Below are 23,332 nucleotides of genomic sequence, written 5' to 3' on the forward strand. Positions count from 1 at the left end.
AATATATGAACAACCAACCTATTCTGTGGGAATACCGTTTGCAGGCGGAGGACTCCGGCCAGAAATATCTATCCATTCTGCTGCACAAATTTCATTTTTCCCTCAAAGTATTGCAACACTTAAAACAAGGAGAACGAGTTTGGGTTAATGGGCGCTTCACTTATTTAACGGCGCGAGGCAAAGAAGGAGAACTATTATCCATCCAGCTCTTTTTCGACGAGGAAGCCAATATTCCTGGAGAAGATCTCCCACTTGATCTTCTTTATGAAGATGAATACATTTTGGCTGTGAATAAGCCGGTGGGTCAGGTGGTTCATCCCAACCACCGTTATCTTACAAACACGTTAGGGAATGCCGTCATCGGCTATTGGGAACGTCAGGGGGAACATCGCCTGTATCGTCCAATTCACAGAATTGACCGAAATACCTCCGGCGTCGTTGTCATCGCCAAAAATCAATTTGCTCATCAACAACTCGCCTGGCAACTTGAACGCGGACAACTTCATAAACGATACTACGGGTTCGTTCAGGGAGTTGTCCGCAAAAAAGAAGGAACCATCGATAATCCAATTGGGCTTGCCCCCGATAGTTTCATCAAGCGCAAAGTCCAACCCAATGGACAACCTGCACGGACGCATTTCCGCGTCCTCCATCGCTATCCGAACGCTACGTTTCTCGAATTCATCCTAGAAACCGGTCGCACCCATCAAATCCGCGCACACTGTGAGGGCCTCGGGCACCCCTTGCTTGGGGATGATCTTTACGGTGGAGACCCTATGCTTATTAACCGCCAAGCCCTACACTCCTCAGTGTATGCTTTTCTACATCCTGCCACTGGCCTCCCCATTGTTATTCGTGCTCCTTTTCCCGAGGATCTACGGGTATTAATGAAAAAGTTAAAATTTGATATTTTATAGACGTTATTATATAATGTCTATAAAATATCAAATAGTTTAAGGATGTGTTTACAATGAAGATTTCTGATCTATTTTGGAATGCTGAATTTGAGGATCTCAAATCCGGCTATGTCCAAGAAGAGGATCATTATGTATGCCTACTCTGTGGCAAAAAGATCGAGAAAGGAATTATCTACCATGAGGACGAGGTTTTCTATGAAGCAAGCAAATATATGCGTATCCATATTGAAAAGCTCCATCAATCAGTCTTCGAGTATCTGAACAAACTTGATAAAAAACTTACGGGGCTGACTGATCATCAGAACAACCTCCTTCGACTCTTTTACGAGGGAAAAAGCGATGCCGAAGTACAAAAGGAAATGGGTATTGGGAGTGCTTCAACCATTCGGAATCACCGTTTTTCATTAAAAGAGAAAGAGCGTCAGTCGAAAGTGTATCTAGTCATGATGGAACTTCTCAAAGAGAAAACTAAAAACCAGTCTACCTTTTTAACCCCTCCAAAAACAGCCAAGATGGTGGATGACCGTTATAAGGTTACCCAGAAAGATAATGATAAATTATTAAGGACGTTCTTTCCGGAAGGCACAGATGGACCCTTAAAGACTTTCTCTATCAAGGAAAAGCATAAACTAGTTGTCTTGCAAGAAATTGTGAAGCGGTTTCAAGGTGAACGGACCTATACAGAAAAGGAAATCAATCAGATCTTAAAACTAGTTTATCCCGATTTTGCGACCCTCCGAAGGTATTTAATTGAATACGGCTTTCTTGATCGAACGCCTGATGGAAGAGAATATTGGTTACGAAATGATTCTGGAAACAAGGAGGAGATAACTATGGATCGTAAAGAGGAGCTGAAACGACAATATAAAGAAACAAAATCCGAAGCCGGTGTCTATCAAATCAGAAACACTAAAAATGAAAAAGTTTTTGTCGAAAGCACCATGAATTTTAAGACGATTAATGGGAAACGATTTACGCTAGAAACGGGGACGTACCAAAACCGACTTCTCCAAAATGAGTGGAATGAATTTGGAGAAGAGGTGTTTGTCTTTGAAGTATTAGAAATCCTGGAAATACCAGAGACTGGTTATTTTGATGCCAAAGATGCCTTGAAAAAGCTGAAAGAAAAATGGTTAGAAAAACTTCAACCCTATGGAGAGCGTGGCTATAATACGCTCAAACCCCTCCCGCGGAATGCCTAGGTAGAAAATGCGTTGGTTGAGATTATTTTGATCTCTCAACCAACGCATTAGACTATTTCACAGTTCCTCTAAAAGCTCTCATCCCCAGTTTGATCAATTCACTGAAGATCACTACACTAAACGTAAACCCAATGATCCTCAGCCATACATCCAATTCAAGAGGAACAGTTTTGAAGACATCCCCCCCAAACTGAGTAACTAAGACTTGAATGATAAAGGTTATGAACACAACCCCAACCATGGCTTTATTTTTAAAGATATTGGCGAAAACGCTCGTTACTCCAAACTCCCTGCTATTAAAGGCATTCCAGAGCTGGAACAGGACAAATGACGTAAACACGATGGTTGACTGTTGTGCTTCCGTACCACCAAGGAGTTGTGTTTTCATAAGCAGCACTAAGCCAGTTACAATAAACAAACCGTTGGAAATAATCTTAAAGAGCATGTCCTTCGTCACAATAGAAGCATTTCTCTGAATGGGCTGTTTTTCAAGCAGATGCTCTCGCGGCGGTTCTAACCCTAAGGTTAAAGCTGGAGGCCCGTCCATGATAATATTAACCCATAACAACTGCAGCGTGGTAAATGGCATTTTATATCCCATAACCTCTGCTAAAATAACGGTGACAAACGCCACAACATTGACCGTAAGTTGGAACTGAATAAATCGCTGGAAATTCTCGTAGATCCCTCGCCCCCACTTAATTGCTTTAACAATTGTGGAAAATGAGTCGTCTAATAAGACAATATCTGCAGCTTCCTTGGATACTTCCGTGCCCGCAATCCCCATAGCAACCCCAACATCCGCGGCTTTTAAGGCTGGAGCGTCATTAATGCCATCGCCTGTCACAACCACTGAATCATTATTCTCTTTTAAAAGTTTTACAACTCTCATTTTAGCTGTGGGATTTGAGCGGGCAATAACCACGATTTTATCAAGCTTACTCTTCAACTCTTGATCATTCATGTTCTCAATATCCGTGACCTCAAGCACTAAAGAGTCCTTTTTTACAATTCCTAGTTGGTTAGCGATGGCTCTGGCCGTATTGATGTTATCTCCTGTTAGGATTTTGACTGTGATGCCTGCTCGACGGCAATGATCAATAGCTTCTTTGACGTCCAAACGCAGAGGATCTTCGATGCCTACGAAGCCTGTAAATACCAGATCTTTCTCCACGTTATAGATATCTTCCCATTGAGGCTCCTGACTAAAATCATTGAAGGCAAACGCTAGTACTCTTCGAGCATTATCCTGGAGATCCTTGATACTTGCCTCAATAACCTCTTTGTGCTCCTGAGTTATCGGAACGATCGTACCATTTTCCAGAATTCTATTACAAATGCTTAAAACCTTTTCAGGTGAACCCTTGGAATAGAGTATATAGCCCCCTTCTTTTTCATAAGCTGTCGACATCATTTTCCTGGCCGAAGTAAAATTGAATTCAGCAACCGGCTCTCCAAACTGTTTTCGATAATGCAGATAATTTATTGCATTTTTATCCGCGCAGACAAGCAACGAACACTCCGTCGGATTTCCTAAGAATTCGAATTTATCATCCTCTCGCGATATATCTGCTGTAGAGTTAACACAAAAATTCTGCAGCATTTCCTCACATTGTATTTTTCCTACCGGAACGCTTTTCCCATCACACCAAACATCAACGACGGTCATCCTATTTTCTGTCAAAGTTCCCGTTTTATCTGAACATATGACATTCACGGAGCCAATGGTTTCGCACGCTATAAGCTTACGAACTAAAGCGTTATTCTTGGCCATTTTCTGCATGTTAAAAGCTAGGGTAATGGCCACCATGGTTGGCAATCCTTCAGGCACTGCCGCAACAATGAGTGCCACGGAGGTGACAAAGGCATCTTTTATTCCCGGAAGTGCCGCTCCGATATTATTCAGAACCAGAATTCCCTGTCGATACATATTGAACAATTCGAAAATAAAGATACCCGCTGCTACAATCGATCCAATGATGGATATTCTTTTGCCTAGATCCGCTAATTTCTGTTGGAGCGGAGTTTCAGACGTGACTTCTTCCTTGAGTTCATTGGCAATTTTGCCCATTTCGGTCCCATCACCAATGGAAGTGACAATGGCAATTGCCCTTCCTTCAATCACCATGGTACCTGAGTAAAGCATATTTTTCCGTTCTGCCAGGGGACTATTTTCTCTTTCAATTCTGACAGAATTCTTGGAAACTGCTTCGGCTTCACCCGTAAGCATAGATTCGTCAATTCCGAGATTGGAGGAATGCACTATCCTCGCGTCAGCAGGAACTTTATCTCCCGTTTCCAAATGAATGATATCCCCAAGAGTCAGATCAATCTGTGTGATATAGACGATTTTACCATCACGTACTACTTTCACATGGACATCGTCACTTAGCTTAGATAAGGCCTCAAAAGCCTTATCCGATTTACCCTCTTGAATCACAGAAATGGATGTGGCAATCAAGACAGCAACGAAAATCCCTAATCCATCCGCAATATGTCCCATAGCAAGCGAGATTAAGCCTGAAATCAAGAGAATTACGATTAGAGGTTCTTTTAAACTATCAAAGATCTTAGCAAAAATGCTGTCCTTTTCTTTGGGAGTAAAAACATTTTTCCCATAGCGCAGGGTTCTAGCTTCAGCTTCAGTTGCTGATAATCCACGCTCTTCATTACTGTCTAATTCAGCAATGACTTCATTAACTTCCTTTTGAAAATAATCCACGCCCAGAATCCTCCTTCAATTTCGAATTAGCATACAATGCCAGATTTGTTTATAGTATTAACGAAACAATCACTCCCTACTTCAGTTCAAACTACTCTTCGGTAAACAGAAAAGACTTTCGACACAGCCAAAACAGCTATGTCAAAAGTCTCGTTACCTCTAAGGTTTACAAAGACAGGTAAGTTTCCCTACCGGGTATGTTGCCTTTGCAATTCAACTACTCCCTCTTAACGATTAAAGTGTACCGCAATTATAACAGTTTGTCAACCTGTGGATTCCCTTCGATCAACTCAATTTTTTCTTTCTTCTTTTAACCTGTAATCATAATTGGGCAATATGGTCCTCGTTTTCATTAAACACATCAACATTATAATTTGAGATTTTCTGGGAGGCGGATAAAACCATAGACCCATTCCAATAACTTTAGGAATGGGTCTAATATAACTCAAGATTATATTATTTAAAGTACCTATTGAGAAGACCCTTAAAGGCTGATCCATGCCTTGCTTCATCCTTGCACATCTCATGCACTGTGTCATGGATAGCATCATAGTTTAACTGTTTTGCTTTTGTGGCAATATCCTTTTTACCCTGACAGGCACCAAATTCTGCCTCAACCCTTAGCTCTAAGTTCTTCTTGGTATCAGCATAAACAACTTCTCCAAGTAACTCTGCAAACTTAGCTGCATGATCTGCCTCTTCAAAAGCTATCCTCTTATAAGCCTCAGCGATTTCCGGATATCCTTCTCGATCAGCCTGACGACTCATCGCCAGATACATACCAACCTCAGTGCATTCACCCATGAAATTTGCTCTTAGTCCCTCAAGTATTTCAGCATCAACACCCTGGGCAACTCCGATTTTGTGTTCGTCAGCCCATTGCATTACACCATCTTTTTTCTCAGAAAATTTCTCCTTCGGAGACTTACATTGCGGACACTCATCAGGCGCTTCATTTCCCTCGAATACATACCCACATACTGAACATATAAATTTCTTCATCATGATTTGTTCCTCCTAAAAATCTGTAATTAAGCTATACCTTATTTTACAATAACTTTAAATATAAATCAATTACTAAAATAGATTTTTTATAAAAGTTCATGGATGCTTTTCACTAAAGCCCCAAGTAAACGGTGAAACCCCTGGGGGTTTTGCGCTGGGACCCTAAAGTGCTTGTTAATCTCCACCTGCACAGCGGGAATTCCTAATTCATGCATAATTGGTGACAGTATTGGGACCTCGGGCGGCAAAATGACCATGGGATAGTTTTTCTAACCCGAATGCCCGAAAGTTTCGCTCCAGCGTTTTTTCTATGCTTACAGCTTCTTCGTTAATCCGAGCTCGATTAAACTCCTGTAGAATTTCATCATAGTTTCCCAAAATGTTGACCCCCGGTATTTTCTTAACTTCTATCTTACGTTTCGAATCGATGCCTTGAGAACGTGAATCAAGGTTAATTCTAACGGGAAAATCAGAGATTGTCCATTATTGGATACAAAAAGAAGGAGCTCTATGCGAGGCTCCTTCCTTACACCGGTTCACCCGGACTAAGGTGAGTAATACCTTTTTCAGTAAAACTTTATGCCTTTTTACGCCAAATCTTGAGTTCTTGTGCTTCAGCGATCAGCGCTTCTCTAAAGTCTGGGTGAGCAATGGAAATCAAAGCTTCTGCACGCTGCCAAGTGGATAACCCTTTAAGATTAACCTTCCCGAACTCTGTGACCACAAACTGAACGGTCGGACGAGTATCGGTTATCGCCGAGCCCAGCGTCATTAATCCTTTAATGCGGGAATGCAGTTGCCCACTTTTATCCTTATAGGTGGAAGGTAAGCAGATAAAGCTTTTCCCCCCTTTTGAATTATAGGCAGCTTCCACAAAGTCAAGCTGGCCCCCCGCACCACTAATCATAGTTGATCCAGCCGATTCTGAACAAACTTGGCCAGTCAAGTCGATTTCCAAAGCACTGTTGATGGAAATTAGTTGGTCATTTTGAGAAGCAATAAAGGGATGATTGGTGTAATCCACAGGATAACCTGCCACCGAAGGGTTATTCCGCATAAAGTCATAGAGTTTTTGGGTGCCGGCCGCGAAGGCATAGACCATCCTGCCTCGGTCAAGTTGCTTACGCATCCCAGTAACCTTTCCTGCTTCCACCATATCCACAAATCCGTCAACCAGCATCTCAGTGTGAATTCCTAGGTCTTTTAGATCCGATTCAGCAATCATTTTCCCTAAGGCATTCGGCATTCCGCCTATACCCAATTGAATACATGCCCCATCCATAATTTCAGGCAATACATACTCAGCAATTTGCCTATCAAGTTCTGACGCAGATGCCGAAGGTAAGATGGGAAGTCCTCGGTGACCACCCTCAACAACATAATCCACCTTCGAAATATGAACTGCATGATCATAACCGCCATGGACACCTGGCATATCCTCGTTAACTTCAAGAATAACTGCACGGGCCTTTTCAATCGCTGCAGCGTAGTGAGACACCGTAACTCCAAAACTGAAATATCCATGTTGGTCCATGGGAGCAACTTGAATAGCCACTACATCAGTTTTTAGATTTTCGCGCAAATATCGTGGCAATTCCGAATATTTAAGTGGAATATAATAAGCTTGACCGTTTTGAACCAATTTACGTTCTCGTCCGCCAAGATGCCAACTATTCCATGTAAAATGTTCTCCAGTAGGATCACATTCCAAACAAGCCACTGGCGAAATAATCACGCCTCCGCGCAAATTCACATCGTGAAGTTCATCTTTACGCCGAGCCAAAGCTTCATCTAGTAAACCTGGCATACTTGCAGCCCAAGCAAACTCTATCCAATCCCCACTACGAATTACTTTTACCGCTTCATCTGCTGAGACACACTTTTTTCGATACTCCTCCATATACATTGGTACATCCCCCTTTTGCTCTTCAACCCAATTATTTATCTTTTTAAAAACGTTATAATTACATGTTGTAAGCGAAAAATGCAACAAATGTTAACTCTGGACGTAGAAATGCAGACGTAGTTATCTTAGGATATTAACGTTCTACAATTAATGCGATACCCTGGCCGCCACCGATACATAGTGTTGCCAACCCGCGATGCGCATTGCTACGCTTCATTTCGTGAAGTAATGACACGAGAATGCGTGTCCCAGAAGCTCCAACAGGGTGGCCTAGAGCAATCGCCCCGCCGTTGACATTCGTCTTAGCCATATCGAGCTTCAACTCTTGAGCGACTCTCAAAGTTTGGGAAGCAAAGGCCTCGTTAGCTTCAACGAGATCGATATCTTCAATTTTCAGTCCAGCTTTTTCTAATGCTTTACGGCTTGCAGGGATAGGACCAGTCCCCATGATCTTTGGATCTACACCAGCTGAAGCCCATGATTTAATCGTTGCCAACGGTGTTAAGCCTAGTTCCTCCGCTTTCTCTTTCGCCATGATAACAAGGGCAGCTGCTCCGTCATTAATCCCCGAAGCATTTGCAGCTGTGACGGTTCCATCCTTTTTAAAAGCTGGCCGTAGTTTGGCAACGGATTCATAGGTAGCTCCAAAGCGCGGGAATTCGTCCTGGGAAACAACAACAGGATCACCTTTGCGTTGGGGAATGGACACAGGTACTATTTCTTCAGTAAACTTTCCGTCTTTTATGGCAACTTCGCAACGATTTTGACTAGCCACTGAATAACGATCTTGTTCCTCGCGAGAAATGCCAAATTGTTCCGCGATGTTTTCGGCTGTAATGCCCATGTGAATCTTGTCAAACGCATCAGTTAAGCCATCGTTAATCATGGAATCGACGATGGTATCATTGCCCATTCTATAACCTGTACGCGCTTTGGGAAGCACATAAGGAGCAAGGGACATACTCTCCATTCCACCTGCTACTACAATATCAGCATCCCCTACCATAATGGTCTGAGCGGCACAAACGATTGTTTTAAGTCCGGATCCGCATACTTTATTCAGTGTCCATGAAGGCACTTCTTGAGGAATTCCGGCCTTAATTGACGCTTGGCGAGCAGGATTCTGGCCTAGTCCAGCCTGTAGAACGTTACCCAAAATAACCTCATCGACTTGCTCCGGGGTAATTCCTGCTCTTTTAATCGCTTCTTTAACGGCCAAGGCACCTAAGTCTGCGGCAGGGATTTGTCCTAATGTACCACAAAAAGAACCGACAGGGGTACGAACTGCACTCACGATAACAACGTCTCTCATTTAAAGTCCTCTCCTTCTGTAACGATTAATAGTCCGAAGTTCCCATCTTACCATTTTTTAGCGAAGCACCTCAGTGGGCGCTTCGCTAAATGCTTCGTAAATCTTCTATTTTAGAATATGACTACTAATAACAATTCGTTGAATTTCATTGGTTCCTTCATAAATCTCGGTGATTTTGGCATCCCGCATCATGCGCTCAGCAGGATAATCACGCGTATATCCATATCCACCGTGGAGTTGAACACCCATTGTGGTTACTGCCATGGCAGTCTCGGAAGCAAAAAGTTTGGCCATAGCGGAAGCCTTGCCAACAGGTTTATGTTGAGATGCCAAATATGCAGCTTGATAAACGAGGAGACGGGCGGCTTCAATTTGCGTTGCCATGTCTGCCAGTTTGAATTGAGTATTTTGGAACTCAGAAATGGCCTTGCCAAACTGTACTCTTTCCTTGGTATATTTCATGGCTTGCTCATAAGCGCCTTGGGCAATTCCTAATGCTTGGGAAGCGATACCAATTCGACCAAAATCGAGTGTTTGCATTGCAATTTTAAAACCTTGCCCTTCTTGACCGAGCAGATTTTCAGCAGGAACGCGGACATCTTCAAAGACCAATTCATAGGTGGCTGAAGAACGAATCCCCATCTTTTTCTCTTTTTTACCGAACGAGAAGCCAGGCATTCCTTTTTCGACGATAAAGGCTGCAATCCCTCGATTTCCTTTACTCTTATCCATTTGGGCTGTGACAACATACACGTCTGCATAGTAAGCATTCGTAATAAAGCATTTACTGCCGTTTAAGATGTAATCATTGCCATCACGAACAGCCGTTGTCCGCGTTCCTGAAGCATCGGAACCAGCCATGGGCTCTGTCAAACCAAACGCTCCGAGCTTTTCACCAGTAGCCAACGGTACCAAATATTTCTTTTTCTGTTCATCGGTACCAAACAATGAGATCGGATTAGCACACAAACTAGCATGGGCAGAAATGGTTACGCCTACAGATGCATCGACGCGAGAAAGTTCTTCGACAGTGATAGCATAAGAGATGTAGTCCGCTCCGACACCGCCGTACTCTTCAGGAAATGTAACTCCTGCCAGGCCGAGCTCGCCAGCTTTCTTCCATATATCTACAGAAAACTCTTCTTTTTCATCGCGTTCTTCTGCTCCCGGGCCACATTCCTTCTCAGCAAAATCACGAACCATTTTACGCATCATGATATGGTCTTCAGTTAAATCAAAAATCATTTAAAATCAATCCTCTCGTTATTAACATCTATAAAATAAAATAATTCCTTAATATACCCAATGACCACACAAAACTTCGGTAAAGATATTATCGTCCTTCAAATACAGCTTTGCGTTTTTCCACAAAGGCAGTACATCCCTCTGTTTGATCCTGAGTACTGAAGGTCAGGGCAAATACCTCTGATTCGTAGGCTTGCGCACTGTCTAAGTCCATGTTCGTGCCTCGTTGGATGGCACTTTTACTGAGCTGAACAGCTGCAGGGGCTCGTCCTGCAATTCGTTTGGCAAGCTTTTGGGCTTCTTCCATGAGAGTGCCTGAGGTATAGACCCGATTCACTAACCCTATACGATAGGCTTCTTGGGCATCTATGATATCACCGGTAAAGAGCATTTCGCTTGCCAATCCTGTGCCAACTAAGCGGGGCAACCGCTGTGTGCCTCCAAATCCAGCCGTAAGTCCTAAGGTTACTTCCGGTTGTCCGAACTTGGCATTTTCACTGGCTAAACGAATATCGCAAGCCATGGCTAATTCACACCCACCACCTAAGGCGAATCCGTTGATGGCAGCGATCACAGGCTGAGGCAGAAGTTCAAGTTTTCGGAAGGTTGCTTGACCTAATTGACCAAATCGTCGGCCTTCCAGAGGGTTAAAGTCTTTCATTTGAGATATATCCGCGCCGGCGACAAAGGCCTTCTCTCCACTACCTGTGAGGATAACCACTTTGACACTGGAATCTCTCCCGAGCTCATCGAGCACTGTGGACAGTTCCGACAATGTGTCACTGTTCAAGGCATTTAAGGCTTTGGGGCGATTGAAGGTCAGAACGGCGATCGGGCCACTCTTTTCAAGTAAGAGATTTGCGTACTCCACACTTTGTCCTCCTTGTTTGATCCTATCTTCGCACTTGAATGAAACGTCGCTTCTTGGGAAAGAGAGGGAGCCCCATTCCTAGGCTTGTATAAGATTGATTAACGCATTGGATTATGTTTCGTAATTATAAAAACCACGACCAGATTTCCTGCCAAGCCATCCTGCCTTAACATACTTACGGAGTAACGGGCAGGGGCGATATTTATCGCCGAGTCCTTCATGTAAGACTTCCATAATGGATAGGACGGTATCCAAACCGATTAGATCACCTAATGCTAACGGTCCCATAGGGTGATTCATGCCCAATTTCATAACATTATCAATCGCTTCAACCGTGGCAATCCCCTCATAAAGGGTGTAGACGGCTTCATTGATCATGGGGATTAAAATCCTGTTCGCCACAAAGCCAGGGGCGTCATTGACTTCCACAGGTATTTTTCCCATTTCGAGGCTCAGGGCTTCGATAGTTTTATACACTTCGTCACTAGTCGCCAAACCACGAATAACCTCAACGAGCTTCATGACAGGAACGGGATTCATAAAGTGCATCCCGATCACTCGATCCGGTCGTTTTGTGAACGCTGCAATCTCGGTGATGGGTAAGGACGACGTATTAGTCGAGAGAATCGTATGTGGCGGGCAAATGACGTCAAGTTGGGAGAAAACTTGGGCCTTAATCGCCATATTTTCAACTGCCGCCTCAATAACCAAGTCAGCAGAAGCAGCATCTTGTAAGGAGGTCGATTTTGTAATGCGCACTAAAGTAGCTTCCATATCTGTCGCATTAAGTTTCCCCTTTTCGACACTACGACGGAGGTTTTTCTCAATGATGCCAAGACCGCGAGTTACAAATTCTTCTTTGATGTCATTTAAGATGACAGAGTAGCCCGCTTGGGCAGCAACTTGGGCGATTCCACCACCCATCTGTCCTGCCCCAATAACCATTATTGTCTTCACGCTTACTCCTCCTTTTTCTGTTCGGATCACAAGCCCTAGAAGACTTGGTAATTCCGAATCCATCGAATTGTCTTGCAATTGTTGTGCCAATAATTTGTAGAGTTAATTCGGAATCTTCCTTCTAAGCTAATACCAAGGGTTACAGGGCTTTGTCCTTCTTAAATACACAAACTAAGTAGAATTTATAAATGTACACGATTGTATACACTTTAAGGTTTAAAACCTGAAGATTCAATTTATTGGCGCAAATTTAACTTGTCTACAATTGGATACATGTCCAAAAACATGGACATGTATCGTTCAATTTTTGCTTTATTTATCCAACTTGTAAGTTATTTAATAATGTAAAAAGAAAAAAGCATCTGTTTTTCTCCTCAGATGCTTCATGAATTCCTAAAGCCTTTCATACTCGCCTTTCTCATTAAGATATTGGATGTCCAAACAACCATAGTACTCGCCAAACATGTCTAACGGATCAAAGCCGCTCTTTTTAGTACAATCATCCGAATACCCGATATAATAGACTACTTGGTCTTCGTCTCGCATACGAAATTTAAACTGTGGTTCAGCTTCGAATTTCTTAATAAGTTGTTTGAATTCCTCAGAACCTTCCTTCGCGTCTGAGGTATAGTACTGTTCCATGATCTTATTTTCGATGCAATCCTCAGTAATTTTAAACATGCGACCACCACCTTCACTATGCACTATTTTTTTATATCATAACATATTTTGCCCTGTGATTCCCACTTCAATTAAACATCGTATTGCTTATTATTACAAAAGTGGTTGGACGAAATATGTCTCTTGTACAATAACCAGCACCGTCTGTGCTATAAATGAACAGATAATTATTCAATCACCCTTCATATTATGCTTTTTAACTTTCTTAACTGGTCCAAGCCCTTTTGTATAAAAAATCATCATGAATACAGCTGCAACGAGAGCCATAATCGATCCATAGTAAAAAGGTGCCCTGTTATTAATTTTATCATAAAGTAGGCCTGCAATTACGCTCGCCGGAAGAAGTGTAACCCCGATAAGACAATTATAAATCCCAAGACCAGTACCCCTTTTATTCTTATCAATAAGGTCAGAAACCAAAGCCTTCTGAACCCCGTCAGTTGCTGCACTATAAAGCCCATACAAAGCAAATAGCATAATAAGGACAACTTGACTATTTGTCCTTCCAAATCCGAAATATATTAAGGAATATAGCAAATACCCAAATATAATAAGTCTTTCTCTTCCTATTTTATCTGATAAAATTCCTGCAGGGACAGCAAATATTACGGATACAGAGTTGAAGATAAGATAAATAATAGGTATATATGTCGCTTGTATTCCTAAGTCGCTTGCCTTAACTAAAAGTAAGGCGTCGGTTGAATTACCAAGGGTAAATAGGAAAATTACTCCGAGAAAGAAATAATATTTTTTTGAAAAGTCCTTTAAGGCAATTTTTCCAAGGATCTCTTCCTTATCTCTTTTGGCTTCCTTAACAAAGAATATAATAGAGATCAATCCAAATAAACCGGGGATTGCTGCAAATACAAATACCCTTCGATAATCCCCTGGAAAAACTCCCAAAATTCCGAATGCCAACAGTGGCCCTAATATTGCCCCACTGTTATCCATAGCTTTGTGAAAGCCGAACCCACGCCCCTTTGTGTCCTCCTCAGAGGAAGCGGCAACTAAACTGTCACGCGGAGCTGTTCTTATTCCTTTACCAACTCTTTCAGTAAATCTAATCAAAAGAACCTGTAGTGGTGACGTAACAAGTGCAAACAATGGAGATAAGATTGCTGTGAATGTATATCCGATGATCATGAACGGTTTATTTTTCCCGATTTTATCACTCCACCAGCCTGATAAAGCCTTTAAAACAGATGCAGTACTTTCTGCAATCCCTTCAATCAAAGAAAGCTCTGTTTTCGTTGCACCTAAGGTCATTAAAAATAACGGCATGATGGCATAGATCATTTTTGTTGTCGTATCAGTCAGAAAACTGGTAATTCCTACAAAGAATATATTTCGGTCGATTCCAATAATCTTTTCTTTTGCTTCTTTTTCTATACTCATTTTTTTAATTTCCTACTATCTATTTTAATTGAAATCCTTACATTCACTTTAAAATAATTCCCTACTCCTCATCTCGTATATCATACATCAAGAAGACTTACACGATTTCCAACAGGAAAACGCGTAAGCCTTTGTTGTTTAGTATATCTTGGTGCAGCAATGGATTTTATTTTACTTCTTCTATCAAAGCCTTAAAGCCCGGCAATGCTTTCTCAATTGTTTTATAAGCGACACAATAGGCAATACGAACATAACCAGGGCAGCCAAATGCAGTGCCAGTAACAATGAGAATATTTTTCTTCTTGGCCAGATTACAGAATTCAACATCATTCTCAATAGGAGTCTTTACAAACAAGTAAAATGCACCTTCTGGTTTAATACATTGGTAGCCGTAGGATGAGAGCCCATTATAGAGAAGTTCACGATTCCTGTTATAGGTATCAATATCCACCTTTGCATTTAAGCACTTAGCAACGACGCGCTGGAATAACGACGGAGCATTTACGAAACCTAAAATGCGATTGGCGATATTTGCTGCTGAGATGATATTTTTGTAATCAGCCGCCTGATCTGGAATCACTAAATAGCCTATTCTTTCGCCGGGTAACGAAAGGGACTTGCTGAAAGAATACCCGATGATTGTGTTCGCATAATAGTTTGATAGATACGGTACTTCAACATTATCATAAGCAAGTTCTCGATACGGTTCATCGGAAACGAGATAAATATCTGTTCCAAATTCCTTTTGCTTCTCCCTAAGTATTTCAGAGAGTTTGATTATGGTTTCTTCTGAGTAAATAACACCAGTTGGATTATTGGGGGAATTGATGATCACCGCTTTCGTTTTAGGGGTGATTTTCTCTTTAAATTCTTCAAGATTTGGCTGGAAATCAATCGTATTGGGAGATATTACCACCAATTCACCCTCATAGTTTTTTACATAATTTTTGTATTCTCCGAAAAAAGGTGCGAAAGTAATGACCTCATCCTTTGGGTTAAGCAACGTTTTGAAAATAACGTTTAACCCGCCTGCCGCGCCGACGGTCATGAGAATGTTATTTTGTGTAAAAGCGGTCCCGAATTTATCATTGATAGACTCTGCAATGGCTGCTCTTACTTCTTCATAACCTGAGTTATTCATATACCCGTGAATGCTCATAAGATTTTCAGTTTTTAAAATCTCTAAAATTGCTTCATTTATTTCCTCAGGTGGTTCAACATTGGGGTTCCCAATGCTAAAATCAAAGACATTTTCCACCCCGTGAATTTCTGCCAGTCTTTTTCCTTCCTCAAACATGGCTCTAATAACAGAACTGCTTTGTACCTGCTCTTGCATTTTAATTGAAATCATGGCACTCAACCTTTCTTCAATAACTTTTTTAAGTTTAAGATTTTCTTAACTTATGTCAACTATTAATGGTTTCTCACAATATTAACTGCATTCTCTTTAATCCGTGTAACCAGCTCGTCTGAATCCGATGTTGTCCTATTTTAAGAATGAATAAGCTACGATCAAAAATTGATAAACTCCTTTATAATCCGTTCTTAGGATTCTATCCAATTCGCTCCTTTTACTCACCTAAACTCAAAAACCTGTCGCAGGCTTGGGATAGTCCGTAATATCTATTTGGGGCAGTTCCTCAAAGGAAACTTCTTTGTACCAAAAATCAGGAAACAAAGTTCTTAACAGATTTCTAAATCTCGCTTTATTCTTGAAGGTCTCAATCCTATCTGGCAAATCGCTGAAAGCTAAATTCGCTTGGATCCATGGGATCGAGTTTTCCGAGTTGGTATACAGTGGGAACTTTGCTTTAGCTTGAAATCTTTGAATAAAAACCTTCTCATCAAGAAGATAACACTCTTCTAACCCTGAATTTCTGGCAACTTCATTTCCCAAGACCTCTATCTCCAAGCCTCGGATCGTATCTAGCAAAAGCTCGGATACATAGGGCTTCTCTAAAATTATCACGTACTTAAACCTTCCTCTCTTGTAAGTTCAATACAATCATACAAAAACACTCTTATAGGCTCCTTCCATAGGATTTTATATGAAAAGACATCTAATATTGAACGTTAAAAGTTAGCATGCTATAGTTGTCTTAGGTGATAGGGCTCTTCTAATATTTAACTAACTAGTAATAGCTACTACTTACGTAGTGGCTTGATTTTTCTGGTTCTTCTCCCTCAGAGGAATCACTTACCCATTCTCGCTCAGGAAAGGAATTCCTCCTTTTTCGCTTAAAATCGTTTCCATTACCAGCACTAAAAGGAATAACATATGATCCAATTTGAAAAAATAAGTCATCTACTAAATAATTGCAGAACTATTAAACAAAGTCCCACTCCTTTGCCACAGATGACGTATTCTATATCAGCAAGGACGGGCAGTTTGAACATAGTTCTGCCTATGATCGTATAACGGGTCAGAAAATTGGTCTGGAAGGGTTAGAAGATAACTTCAAGAAAGCAAACTGGGAGCTCAAATGTCTGATCAGATTCTTCAGACTAATGGTCTGCCAAAAATCATTGCGTTAAGTCAATTTATCCCTTCTGAATTTACTTTTAGCAAGTAACCCTATCGCCTTCTTACTATTTCTTCTGCCACTTGAAAAGTAAACCATAGTATCTACGCACTCCACATTTTCGAAATTGTTTATTTAAAGTCCTTTTCCAGCTCTTGGACATTATGATACAGCCATTCATTTATAGGTGTTGGCACATTATATTGTTTTCCCAATGCGATGGCTGTTACAGAAAAAAGCCCTACCTCTGTTTTCCTGCTTGCTGCCATATCTTGACGCATAGAAGGAATCCCCAACGGATTTAAGGTAGCAAGGACATCTAACCAATACGTCAAATCTGCTTCTCCTAAATTTATACCCACTTTTTGAGAGAGGGCGATAACTTCCCTCATCGCAGCTATCATAACATTTCTAGGCTCACCCTCTACTTGGATACCACCATAATTCGTTGAATATACTGTTACAGTCTGATTCACTCCTGTATTTAACATAAATTTTCCCCACATCCGATGATCCATATCTTTCGGAACTTCATAAGGGAACTTAAGGGTATCAAAAAATTCTGCTACGGCAGTAACTTTCTCAGACCAAACCGTATTATCTTTCTCACCAAAGCAAAGCATTCCCATGTTCTTATAGTCCAACTTGTTTTCAATCTTTACTGCATCCATCCCCTGTGCGACACAATAAAGCATTTTTTCCATTCCAACTGTATTTCCTATAATTTCTTCACTGGAAATTCCATTTAATGCTGAAAGAATGATGGTATGCTCTCCCACTTGCTGCCTTGCGTCCTCAATCGCCTGCTGTAATTGGTTAAACTTTACACAGAAAATCAATAAATCGACAGGCTTTTGCTCGCTTTCAGGTAAAACATAATTAAAATCATAACGTTCTCCGTTACAATAGATGCCATTCTTCTGATACTTCTGTATACGGCTTTGGCTTGCAATAACACGAACATCATCTTTTGGTAATTTATCAGAAAAATACTTTGCCAACATTGTTCCCAAAGCACCTAAGCCTATAATTGAAACTGTTTTAATTGTCATCTTCCAAACTCGCCCCTTGCCTCTTCTAAATGTCTTCTCATGAGCTTCTGAGCTTCCCTAGAGTCATGACGCAAAATTGCCTCATAGATCGCGATGTGCTCCTGGACCGTGCGTAATCCACCAATATCATGGCTAAACCGAATCGGCCCGGCCTTCTTAATAAGCTCAAAGATATGAACAACTAACGTTTGGAGAAGCCGATTCATGAGAGTATTCTGAGAGGCTTGAGCAACCATATAGTGAAAACGCATATCCGCTTTAGCATACGCATTTAAGTCATTCAACTTCGCCTGCATATCCTCAAGAGCATGCGAGATCCAACGCAAGCTCTCCTCTGATGCCCGTGATGCTGCCAAGCCTGCACATTCGACCTCGAGGGTAATCCGGATTTCCCAGAGCTCGTCCAAGCGAGTCGGCTCGACCGATAAAGCTAAAGCTAGAGGGCTAATCACGTCGTTTAACTGGACATCACGAATAAACGTTCCGCCTCCCGGCTTAATTTCCACCAAATCTAAGAGCTCCATGGTTCGCAAAGCCTCGCGAAGTGTCGTGCGACTAACCCCCAATTCTGTAGCCATCTCTCTTTCACCCATCAGACGATCGCCGGGGCTCAGCTTTCCTTCAATAATTAGGTTGTTAATTTGTTTTAAGACCTCTTGATATGTCCGGTGTGTCTTAACTTTTTCGAATTGCATGAGAACCCTCCATAAATAAGGACATCCAGGCAATACCTGTCATTCTTCGCTAAGTTCTAACACCAGTTTACCAAATAAAACTATAAATTTCCATTACGGTTAATTAAGCCACCCTGCTTTTTTGAGAAGGTGTAACCACTAATGGTCGATCCGGCCGAACGAAGAACCATGCACACACTCCTAAAATCCCAATAAATGCTGTCGCTGAAATTGCCCACTGCCAACCATAACGAACAGCAATAATTGCAGTCAAAGTGGGCGCGACCACACCTCCTAGATTACCGCAGAGGTTCATCCAACCTGAAATTGTGCCAGTAAATTTTTGCCCCAAATCGTTACAACTAGCCCACGAAGAACTGAAGGTAAATCCTAGAGCCCCTAAGGATAGCGTAAGCCAAATGACCGTAGTAATGGGATTAGACGAACCAGCAGCTAAATACAGTGTTATGCTGGAGATCACCAAACCGATCGCCCCAAAAGACGTCCGGATCCGATTGACTGCTACTCCTTTGGCTATGAGCCGATCACTAAAGTATCCACTGGATAAGGTCGTTATCGCTAGAGCCAGCCAGGGAAAGGCCGCTGCGACTCCCATTTCCTTTAAAGAAAATTTCTGGGCTTCCATCAAGTAGATAGGCAACCAGGATAAGTATACATACATGATATAATCCGCAACAAAATATTGGATCCCAATCGCCCAGAACTGGACAGAGCCAATAAAGTTTCGCCAAGGAGCCATTTCCTTTTTAGCAGGTTCCGAAGCATTTTTACCTTCCATAATGATAGCTAGCTCAGCTTGATTGACAAGCGGATGATCCTTCGGATGATCACGAGCGATAAGCCACCAACCCAGAGCAACCAAAATACCAATGCCCCCAAAGATATAAAAGATAGCTTTCCACCCGAACGTTGTAATTACTGCTACGGTAATCGCCGGAGCGAGTACAGGTCCAACAAAGGAGCCCGCTAGAATAAAGGAATTGGCCGTTCCTCTTTCCTTTTCATTAAACCAATTCCTAACCAACACGCTTCCACCGGGGTAAAGAGGTCCTTCACCCACACCAAACAACGCACGAACAATACCGAAGGTCAAGAAATTGCTTGAAGTTGCGGTGAATAAAGTGAAGGCAGACCACCAAGAAATTGCAAGCGTCATAGCTTTTCGTGCTCCAAAATATTCTGCTATCATTCCACCGGGAATCTGCATTATTGCATACCCGAAAAAAAATAATGTTTGAACCATTCCAAACCGCACTTTGTCAAAACCAAACTCTTTCATAATCATAGGTCCAGCTACCGATAGATTAACCCGATCCATGTACGCAACAAACCCTAAAACAAAGAGAAAAAATCCTAAAACCCAGCGAATTTTCGTTGGTTTCTGTCCCATTTCGCTTTCCTCCTCCAAATTTTTTAAGGCTATTTGCCTTATTTCTTAAGACTCCTCACTTATAATTAAGGTCCTTATTCTGTGATCCTAAACTTGGATACCGACGGGACATAGTTCATTGCAGAGCGAACAATCTCCGCAATCCGCATCCTCGACTTGCTTTACTCCATCTAAAAAACCTATCAGAACCTTCGCCCTTTTCCCCGTATAACGATATCCCTTTTCTAATCCCTCTTCCAGGTATCCGGGACAAGCGACCAGACAGCCACCGCAACCAAGACATTTAAGAAGATCCAACTTCTGACTCTCTGCCGCTGCTAATCGTCCGTTATCGAGTAAAATCACATAGACTTCTTTGGGCCCGTGCATGCCTTGTACCATTTTGAACTCGATATCGGCAGTACGACTGGGGCCGGAGAGAAAGGAAATATAGCTCAGCATATCTTTTCCCATTCCATAGACACTCGTTGTCCGACAGACAGTCAATGCATCTTCGAGTGTGTGAACGATTTTGTCCAGCCCTGCAACGACGATATGGTTATACGGGAGATTCGAGGTAAATCGGACGTTCCCTTCACTTTCTAAAAGTGCAATGGTTCCATTCTGTTCAACGATAGCATCAGCACCCGTAATTCCATATTCCAAAGTAGATACCGTTTGCTTAATTTCATCTTTAACTTGAGAGACCGTTACTTTGTTTGATATCTCCGTATTGATCGTGGCAATCCAAGGATGGGCATCTACTGCTGTACCCGCAAGTCTTTCCCCGAGATCGGTATTCGTCACCACCACGTCGTTCGCCTTCAGAAACTCCCTCAGAGCAATCTCCGTAAAAACAGGGTTCTTACTCATAGCGACCTGCTTTTTCCCGGAAAGAATTTTAAGAATTTGCTGCCGAGCATCAGCGCCATCCGCTGCAACGATCACGTGACAGCCTTTACTTTTTAATGAGGTGATCGCCTTTTCAACATACTCTTTTAAGTTCATCGCTACCGACGTCTTTATTTTGTTTACTTGAGAGGCTAGGTGAGGATACTCTTGAAGAAGTTTTTTACGGTTTGATTCAATCGTCTTCAAGATCATTTTTGCTTTTGTATTTCTCATCTCTCTTGCCTTCTTCCATATGCCTGACTTAGTAATTGTACTGTATGCAAAACTTTTTGCTTCATATGATGCTGGGATATTCCATCACGAAAATGCACCATACATCCCGGACAGCTCGTGGCAAGTGTCGTTGCTTGAGTATCGGCAATGGTCTTAAGTTTTCCCTCATTGATCCGATGCGAAAGTTCATAGAAGCTTAGGCTAAACGAACCACCAAAACCACAACACGCGTCGGCCTCTTCCATTTCTACATACTCCACTCCCGGGATTCGTTGCAAAATGTCTCGCGGCTCTTTTTTTACTCCCATACTTCGTGCAAGATGACAGGGATCATGATAGGTCACCTTTTCCCTCAGTTGTCCATCCGGAATCTTAATTTGAATGTCATGGAACAAGAATTCGTTAATGTCTCGAACTTTAAGAGCGACTTTTTTCACCTTCTCCTGAATCTCAGGCGAATCCTCTGCGAAAAGCTTGGGGTACTCTTCCTTGAAGGCCACCGCGCAGCTCGGACAAACAAAAACCAAAGCATCCATCTCAAACTGACTGTAGATTTCAATATTTTTTAGGGCCATTGCTTTGGCATGAGCCATATCCCCACTCACAATGCTGGGGATCCCACAGCAAACATCTTCTTGAGCCAGTTTTACCGCCACTTTGTTTTCCCCTAACACGTGTAAAAGCGACTCCCCGAGATCCGTCTCGGAATAGTTGACGACACATCCGGGGAAAAACCCAACGGTCTTGATCGGTCGATCGACCGTTTTAGGTTTGACGTTATCCAAAAAGGACTGTCCTGCAACTTTGGGGATGACTCGTTCTTTGGGCATCCCGAGCGAGCTCAATGACACACGAAACGCCATCCCTTGGCCGGATTCTTTTAAAACCAGTTTACCAAAGGTCGTCGCGAGTTTTGTCACAGTAGGTAGTGATTTGGGTTTTGTTAACATAGAGAAGATAAGGTCTTTTTTCCAACCTACCCCTTCTTTAGCCACAGCGGTTTGTCGAAGTTTCCACAACATTTCCGGAGTAGGCATTTGCACAGGGCAAGCGGTTTTACACTTTTGACAACCGATACAGAGGGATAATCCGTTTTCCTCTGATTTTTCCAGATCTCCGTGAAACGCAGCAAAGACTAAGCCACGTCCGCCGAGATACTTATACCCGTACCTACTACCCACTTCTGCATAGACCGGGCAAAAGTTCAAACAGCTACCACAGTTAATGCAATAGAGTGAATCTCGGTATCCCGCTCGGATGGCTTTCTCGCGGCCATTTTTTAGTAGGACAACATGGACCTCCTTGGGCCCTTGACCGTGTACTTGCTCCTCTAAGTCAGGATCGAGGGATTCACTTACCCCCGAGATCACAGAAACATAGGTTCCGATATCTTGTCCAACGCCATAGACCGCGGCGGCCCGAACGACTTGCATAGCATCCTCCAGCGTGGGCACAATTTTCTCTACCCCAGCGATCACAATGTGCATTTTCGGCATCATCGTAACGGCCCGAATATTCCCCTCATTCTCCGTGAGGAAGACACTACCCGTATCAGCAGCAATTGCATTCGCTCCGGAGATTCCCACATCCGCATTGATTAAATAACTTCTAAGACTTTTTCGCGCTGCTACGACCAAAGCTTCAGGAGTGCACTCTAGCTGTGTTCCAGCCTCTTCAGAAAAAACTTCGGTGACTCTTTCAATGGGAATATGGATGGCGGGTGCGAGCGAGTGACTCGCTTCACTCTTCGAGAGCTGGTTAATTCGGTCTCCAAGATCCGTTTCTACGACTGTAACTCCATAATCTTCCAGATAATGTGAAATATTAATTTCTTTACCCGCATTGGACTTTGACTTAACAACTAAACCTTCCTTTGGAATCAGACTTGCAATATACTTCTGGGCTTCATCTGTGGTCTCAGCAATAAAGACTTTGCATCCTTTGTCTTCCATCGACCTTTGAGCTTTTGCGATGCTTTCATCCAAATGATCGATACTGTATTTTTTTATCTCCCGCAAACGATTAGAAAGCTCGGGATAGTCTGGAACCATCCCCAACATTGCCGGTCGAATCGCTTCAAAGGCTCGAAATCGTCCTTTACGCGACTCCAAATCATGAAGTCCCTCTAGGGCCTTATTTTTTACGATTTTGTATGTACGTTTTCCCATGATATCCCCCTCCTCTTAGGTCTACTGGTTGGACCAGTTAGATTAAAGCAAAAGCCTTTGCGAGGAGGGAACAGAGGGACAGGTTCCTTGTTCGCTCTGGAAATGATCCGGTTTACGATCTTTATGACTGTGGTATCCATTCTAGATAATAATACTCCCTTGAAAAAAGCACCTGCCGTCATTCAGCA

General features: G+C 42.3%; 19 protein-coding genes. 2 read left to right on the forward strand and 17 right to left on the reverse strand.

The window, feature by feature from the left end; all coding sequences use genetic code 11:
• Nucleotides 1-5: 5 nt before the first annotated feature.
• Both DSOL_RS06455 and DSOL_RS06460 read left to right on the forward strand, forming a co-directional pair.
• Nucleotides 6-917, forward strand: a complete 912-nt coding sequence (locus DSOL_RS06455; RefSeq protein WP_075364055.1) for an RluA family pseudouridine synthase — start codon at nt 6-8, stop codon at nt 915-917.
• Nucleotides 918-970: 53 nt separating this feature from the next.
• Nucleotides 971-2,119: a DUF2087 domain-containing protein gene (locus DSOL_RS06460; RefSeq protein WP_075364056.1), complete on the forward strand. Its 1,149-nt coding sequence runs from the start codon at nt 971-973 to the stop codon at nt 2,117-2,119.
• Between the two features lie 52 nt (nt 2,120-2,171).
• Here the strand turns inward: DSOL_RS06460 and DSOL_RS06465 are convergent, their stop codons facing one another.
• The 17 genes from DSOL_RS06465 to DSOL_RS06540 form a co-directional block, all read right to left on the reverse strand.
• On the reverse strand, nt 2,172-4,841 hold the full coding sequence (locus tag DSOL_RS06465; RefSeq protein ID WP_075364057.1) for a calcium-translocating P-type ATPase, PMCA-type: 2,670 nt from the start codon (nt 4,839-4,841) through the stop codon (nt 2,172-2,174).
• 456 nt (nt 4,842-5,297) lie between these two features.
• Entirely contained in the window at nt 5,298-5,843 is a 546-nt protein-coding gene (locus DSOL_RS06470) for an NADH peroxidase (RefSeq protein WP_075364084.1), read from the reverse strand.
• A 210-nt stretch (nt 5,844-6,053) separates the two neighbouring features.
• Nucleotides 6,054-6,224 carry a hypothetical protein gene (locus tag DSOL_RS29720; protein ID WP_170871454.1) on the reverse strand — a complete coding sequence of 57 codons (171 nt, stop codon included), beginning with the start codon at nt 6,222-6,224 and terminating at the stop codon, nt 6,054-6,056.
• A 199-nt stretch (nt 6,225-6,423) separates the two neighbouring features.
• Nucleotides 6,424-7,752 carry an acetyl-CoA hydrolase/transferase family protein gene (locus DSOL_RS06475; RefSeq protein ID WP_075364058.1) on the reverse strand — a complete coding sequence of 443 codons (1,329 nt, stop codon included), beginning with the start codon at nt 7,750-7,752 and terminating at the stop codon, nt 6,424-6,426.
• Nucleotides 7,753-7,885: 133 nt separating this feature from the next.
• Nucleotides 7,886-9,064 (reverse strand): acetyl-CoA C-acetyltransferase, encoded by a 1,179-nt coding sequence (locus tag DSOL_RS06480; RefSeq protein WP_075364059.1) that lies wholly within the window; start codon nt 9,062-9,064, stop codon nt 7,886-7,888.
• 105 nt (nt 9,065-9,169) lie between these two features.
• A complete protein-coding gene (locus DSOL_RS06485; RefSeq protein ID WP_075364060.1) occupies nt 9,170-10,309 on the reverse strand; it encodes an acyl-CoA dehydrogenase in 1,140 nt (379 codons plus the stop codon).
• 88 nt (nt 10,310-10,397) lie between these two features.
• Entirely contained in the window at nt 10,398-11,180 is a 783-nt protein-coding gene (locus DSOL_RS06490) for a short-chain-enoyl-CoA hydratase (protein ID WP_075364061.1), read from the reverse strand.
• A 111-nt stretch (nt 11,181-11,291) separates the two neighbouring features.
• Entirely contained in the window at nt 11,292-12,137 is an 846-nt protein-coding gene (locus tag DSOL_RS06495; RefSeq protein WP_075364062.1) for a 3-hydroxybutyryl-CoA dehydrogenase, read from the reverse strand.
• 393 nt (nt 12,138-12,530) lie between these two features.
• A complete protein-coding gene (locus tag DSOL_RS06500; protein ID WP_075364063.1) occupies nt 12,531-12,818 on the reverse strand; it encodes a hypothetical protein in 288 nt (95 codons plus the stop codon).
• A 171-nt stretch (nt 12,819-12,989) separates the two neighbouring features.
• Nucleotides 12,990-14,213: an MFS transporter gene (locus DSOL_RS06505; RefSeq protein ID WP_075364064.1), complete on the reverse strand. Its 1,224-nt coding sequence runs from the start codon at nt 14,211-14,213 to the stop codon at nt 12,990-12,992.
• Between the two features lie 166 nt (nt 14,214-14,379).
• Complete coding sequence (locus DSOL_RS06510; protein ID WP_075364065.1) at nt 14,380-15,564, reverse strand: pyridoxal phosphate-dependent aminotransferase; 1,185 nt, start codon at nt 15,562-15,564, stop codon at nt 14,380-14,382.
• A 234-nt stretch (nt 15,565-15,798) separates the two neighbouring features.
• A complete protein-coding gene (locus DSOL_RS06515) occupies nt 15,799-16,182 on the reverse strand; it encodes a hypothetical protein (protein ID WP_075364066.1) in 384 nt (127 codons plus the stop codon).
• Nucleotides 16,183-16,866: 684 nt separating this feature from the next.
• Nucleotides 16,867-17,787, reverse strand: coding sequence for a ketopantoate reductase family protein (locus DSOL_RS06520; RefSeq protein ID WP_075364067.1), 921 nt, complete (start codon nt 17,785-17,787; stop codon nt 16,867-16,869).
• A complete protein-coding gene (locus DSOL_RS06525) occupies nt 17,784-18,482 on the reverse strand; it encodes a FadR/GntR family transcriptional regulator (RefSeq protein WP_075364068.1) in 699 nt (232 codons plus the stop codon). The genes DSOL_RS06520 and DSOL_RS06525 overlap by 4 nt, the downstream gene beginning before the upstream one ends.
• 103 nt (nt 18,483-18,585) lie before the next feature.
• Nucleotides 18,586-19,872, reverse strand: coding sequence for an MFS transporter (locus DSOL_RS06530; RefSeq protein ID WP_075364069.1), 1,287 nt, complete (start codon nt 19,870-19,872; stop codon nt 18,586-18,588).
• A gap of 87 nt (nt 19,873-19,959) precedes the next feature.
• Nucleotides 19,960-20,976, reverse strand: coding sequence for an LUD domain-containing protein (locus DSOL_RS06535; RefSeq protein WP_075364070.1), 1,017 nt, complete (start codon nt 20,974-20,976; stop codon nt 19,960-19,962).
• A complete protein-coding gene (locus tag DSOL_RS06540) occupies nt 20,973-23,144 on the reverse strand; it encodes an LUD domain-containing protein (protein WP_075364071.1) in 2,172 nt (723 codons plus the stop codon). Before DSOL_RS06540 ends, DSOL_RS06535 begins: the two co-directional genes overlap by 4 nt.
• Nucleotides 23,145-23,332 lie beyond the last annotated feature (188 nt).

This window comes from Desulfosporosinus metallidurans (assembly GCF_001936615.1).
In the GTDB taxonomy this organism is placed as follows: domain Bacteria; phylum Bacillota; class Desulfitobacteriia; order Desulfitobacteriales; family Desulfitobacteriaceae; genus Desulfosporosinus; species Desulfosporosinus metallidurans.

Bases quoted from the DNA above. Each gene is read 5' to 3' on its own strand.
- DSOL_RS06455 (WP_075364055.1), top strand. From the start codon at position 6: ATGAACAACCAACCTATTCTGTGGGAATACCGTTTGCAGGCGGAGGAC.
- DSOL_RS06460 (WP_075364056.1), top strand. From the start codon at position 971: ATGAAGATTTCTGATCTATTTTGGAATGCTGAATTTGAGGATCTCAAA.
- DSOL_RS06470 (WP_075364084.1), bottom strand. From the start codon at position 5,843: ATGAAGAAATTTATATGTTCAGTATGTGGGTATGTATTCGAGGGAAAT.
- DSOL_RS06475 (WP_075364058.1), bottom strand. From the start codon at position 7,752: ATGTATATGGAGGAGTATCGAAAAAAGTGTGTCTCAGCAGATGAAGCG.
- DSOL_RS06480 (WP_075364059.1), bottom strand. From the start codon at position 9,064: ATGAGAGACGTTGTTATCGTGAGTGCAGTTCGTACCCCTGTCGGTTCT.
- DSOL_RS06485 (WP_075364060.1), bottom strand. From the start codon at position 10,309: ATGATTTTTGATTTAACTGAAGACCATATCATGATGCGTAAAATGGTT.
- DSOL_RS06500 (WP_075364063.1), bottom strand. From the start codon at position 12,818: ATGTTTAAAATTACTGAGGATTGCATCGAAAATAAGATCATGGAACAG.
- DSOL_RS06505 (WP_075364064.1), bottom strand. From the start codon at position 14,213: ATGAGTATAGAAAAAGAAGCAAAAGAAAAGATTATTGGAATCGACCGA.
- DSOL_RS06510 (WP_075364065.1), bottom strand. From the start codon at position 15,564: ATGATTTCAATTAAAATGCAAGAGCAGGTACAAAGCAGTTCTGTTATT.
- DSOL_RS06520 (WP_075364067.1), bottom strand. From the start codon at position 17,787: ATGACAATTAAAACAGTTTCAATTATAGGCTTAGGTGCTTTGGGAACA.
- DSOL_RS06525 (WP_075364068.1), bottom strand. From the start codon at position 18,482: ATGCAATTCGAAAAAGTTAAGACACACCGGACATATCAAGAGGTCTTA.
- DSOL_RS06530 (WP_075364069.1), bottom strand. From the start codon at position 19,872: ATGGGACAGAAACCAACGAAAATTCGCTGGGTTTTAGGATTTTTTCTC.
- DSOL_RS06535 (WP_075364070.1), bottom strand. From the start codon at position 20,976: ATGAGAAATACAAAAGCAAAAATGATCTTGAAGACGATTGAATCAAAC.
- DSOL_RS06540 (WP_075364071.1), bottom strand. From the start codon at position 23,144: ATGGGAAAACGTACATACAAAATCGTAAAAAATAAGGCCCTAGAGGGA.